This is a genomic window from Streptomyces sp. NPDC050211 (assembly GCF_040656035.1).
In the GTDB taxonomy this organism is placed as follows: domain Bacteria; phylum Actinomycetota; class Actinomycetes; order Streptomycetales; family Streptomycetaceae; genus Streptomyces.
The window spans coordinates 1-2003 of record NZ_JBFALC010000172.1 but is presented as its reverse complement, the minus strand read 5'-3'; the positions used below and the strand labels follow the sequence as shown (position 1 = coordinate 2003).

Below are 2003 nucleotides of genomic sequence, written 5' to 3'. Positions count from 1 at the left end.
GGCGACGTGAGCGGCCCGGCCGGCAGCCGCGGGGTGCTGATCCGCTCGCCGGCGATGCCGCGCACCCGGCACGCCGATGTGCCCTCCCGCACGCCCGCCCAGCCCACCGCAATGAACCGACGGACGACGCCGGCCCGGCCCGCCCCCGCGCGGGGCGTGCGGGCGGGGTCCCAGCCAGGAGACGACTGATGGTCAAGCAGGAGCGCGCGGCCCGTACCCGCAAGGCGCTGATCAGGGCCGGGGCCGAAGTGGTCGCGCGGGACGGCCTCGCCGGCACGTCGCTCACGACGATCAGCGCACGGGCCGGGGTCAGCAACGGTGCGCTGCACTTTCACTTCGAGACCAAGAAGGCGCTGGCCCAGGCCATCGAGGCGGAGGCGCTCACGACGGTGCGGCAGATCGTGCGGGACGCGGCGGCGCCGGGCGGCGGTCCCCTTGAGGCGCTGGTGGCTGCCACCTACCGCCTGATGAGCGCGATCGCCGGCGATGTCGTCGTGCGGGCGGGGTTCGAGCTGTCCGACGACCCCGGCCGCGGCGGGGGGCCGTCGATCCGGCGGGAATGGCAGGTGTGGGTCGAACAGGCGCTGTGGCGCGCCGGCCAGGACGGCTGGCTCGCCGAGGGGGTCTCCGCCCACGACGCCGCGAGCGCCGTGGTGGCCGCCACCGTCGGGTTCGAGGTGCTCGGCGGCCAGGACAAGGCCTGGCTGTCCGAGGCGAAGGTGACCGGGCTGTGGGACCTGCTGCTGCCCCGGCTGACCGAGCGGCACGCGCTGGTGCGGGCGGCCGCGGAGGCCGGGGAGGCCGCCACGGGGTCCGCCGCGGCGGACCCCGACACCCCATAAACAGACCGAGAGGTTTCTTTTCTGGGGTGCCGCGGCGCCGGCCGGGCCCGCCCCTCCTGGCGCCCCGGCGCCCCGGGGAGGGGCGGAGGTCCCGCCGGAACCGGCATGAAGCGGGCGTGAAGCGGACATCGAGCGGCGCTGGAGTCCCCGCGCAGAGGAAAAACAGCATCTCCGGTTTGATATTGACAAACCGTCTGTCCTGTTTTTTACTTGGGGTGTTCCGGGAGCGGCCCCGGTCACGGCCGGACGTCAGGCGACTCACGACGCACCTCATGCACGGATTAGGGGAAACGGCATGGACATCGCAGTACTGGGCGCATTGGACGTCAGGGAGAACGGGGTCTCGGTGACCCCGACGGCACCGAAACCGCGCCAGGTCCTGGCGCTGCTGGCCCTGCACGCCGATCAGGTGGTGCCGGTCGCCGCGCTGATCGAGGAACTGTGGGGCGAGCGCCCGCCGCGCAGCGCGCGCACCACCCTGCAGACCTACGTGCTGCAGTTGCGGGAGCTGATCTCGGCCAGCCTCGAGCGCGACCCCGCCCCCGGGCCCGGGGGCGGGCCGGCGCGCACCGCCAAGGACGTGCTCGTCACCGCGCCGGGCGGCTATCTGCTGCATACGGCGGGCGGCGCCAGCGACGTGCGCGAGTTCGAGCGGCTGGCCGGCACCGGCTACCGGGCCATGGACGCCGGCGACTTCGCGGGCGCGGCCCGTCAGCTGCGCGACGCCCTCGCGCTGTGGACCGGCTCCGCGCTCGCCGACGTGACGAGCGGCGTGCAGCTGGAGATGGAGACCAGGCGGCTGGAGGAGACCCGGCTGTGCGCGCTGGACCAGCGCATCGAGGCCGACCTGCGCCTGGGCCGCCACCGCGAACTGCTGGGCGAGCTGACCGTCCTGGTCAGCCGCTACCGCACCCACGAGACCCTGCACGGCCAGTTCATGCTGGCGCTGCACCGCTCCGGCCGCCGCAGCGAGGCCCTGGACGTCTACCAGCGGCTGCGCACCGCCCTGGTGCGCGAGCTGGGCCTGGAGCCCTCCGCCCACCTGCGCCGGATGCAGCGCTCGATCCTGATGGCCGGGCCCTCTTCATGGCCGACGTGTTCACCGGCTGGATGTGGAACATCGGCATGCTCGAGCGCGCCGTGATCTACCCGATCATGATC

The 2003-nt window shown here is 73.8% G+C and carries 2 protein-coding genes and 1 pseudogene; all 3 read left to right on the top strand.

Features of this window, described 5'->3' with window-relative positions:
• Positions 1-189: pseudogene (locus AB0I98_RS49780) on the top strand (hypothetical protein); the annotation flags it as partial.
• Positions 189-842 carry a ScbR family autoregulator-binding transcription factor gene (locus tag AB0I98_RS49775; protein ID WP_362953150.1) on the top strand — a complete coding sequence of 218 codons (654 nt, stop codon included), beginning with the start codon at positions 189-191 and terminating at the stop codon, positions 840-842. The pseudogene AB0I98_RS49780 and the gene AB0I98_RS49775, both read left to right, overlap by 1 nt.
• Positions 843-1137: 295 nt before the next feature.
• Positions 1138-1986, top strand: coding sequence for an AfsR/SARP family transcriptional regulator (locus tag AB0I98_RS49770; RefSeq protein WP_362953148.1), 849 nt, complete (start codon positions 1138-1140; stop codon positions 1984-1986).
• Positions 1987-2003: the final 17 nt, after the last annotated feature.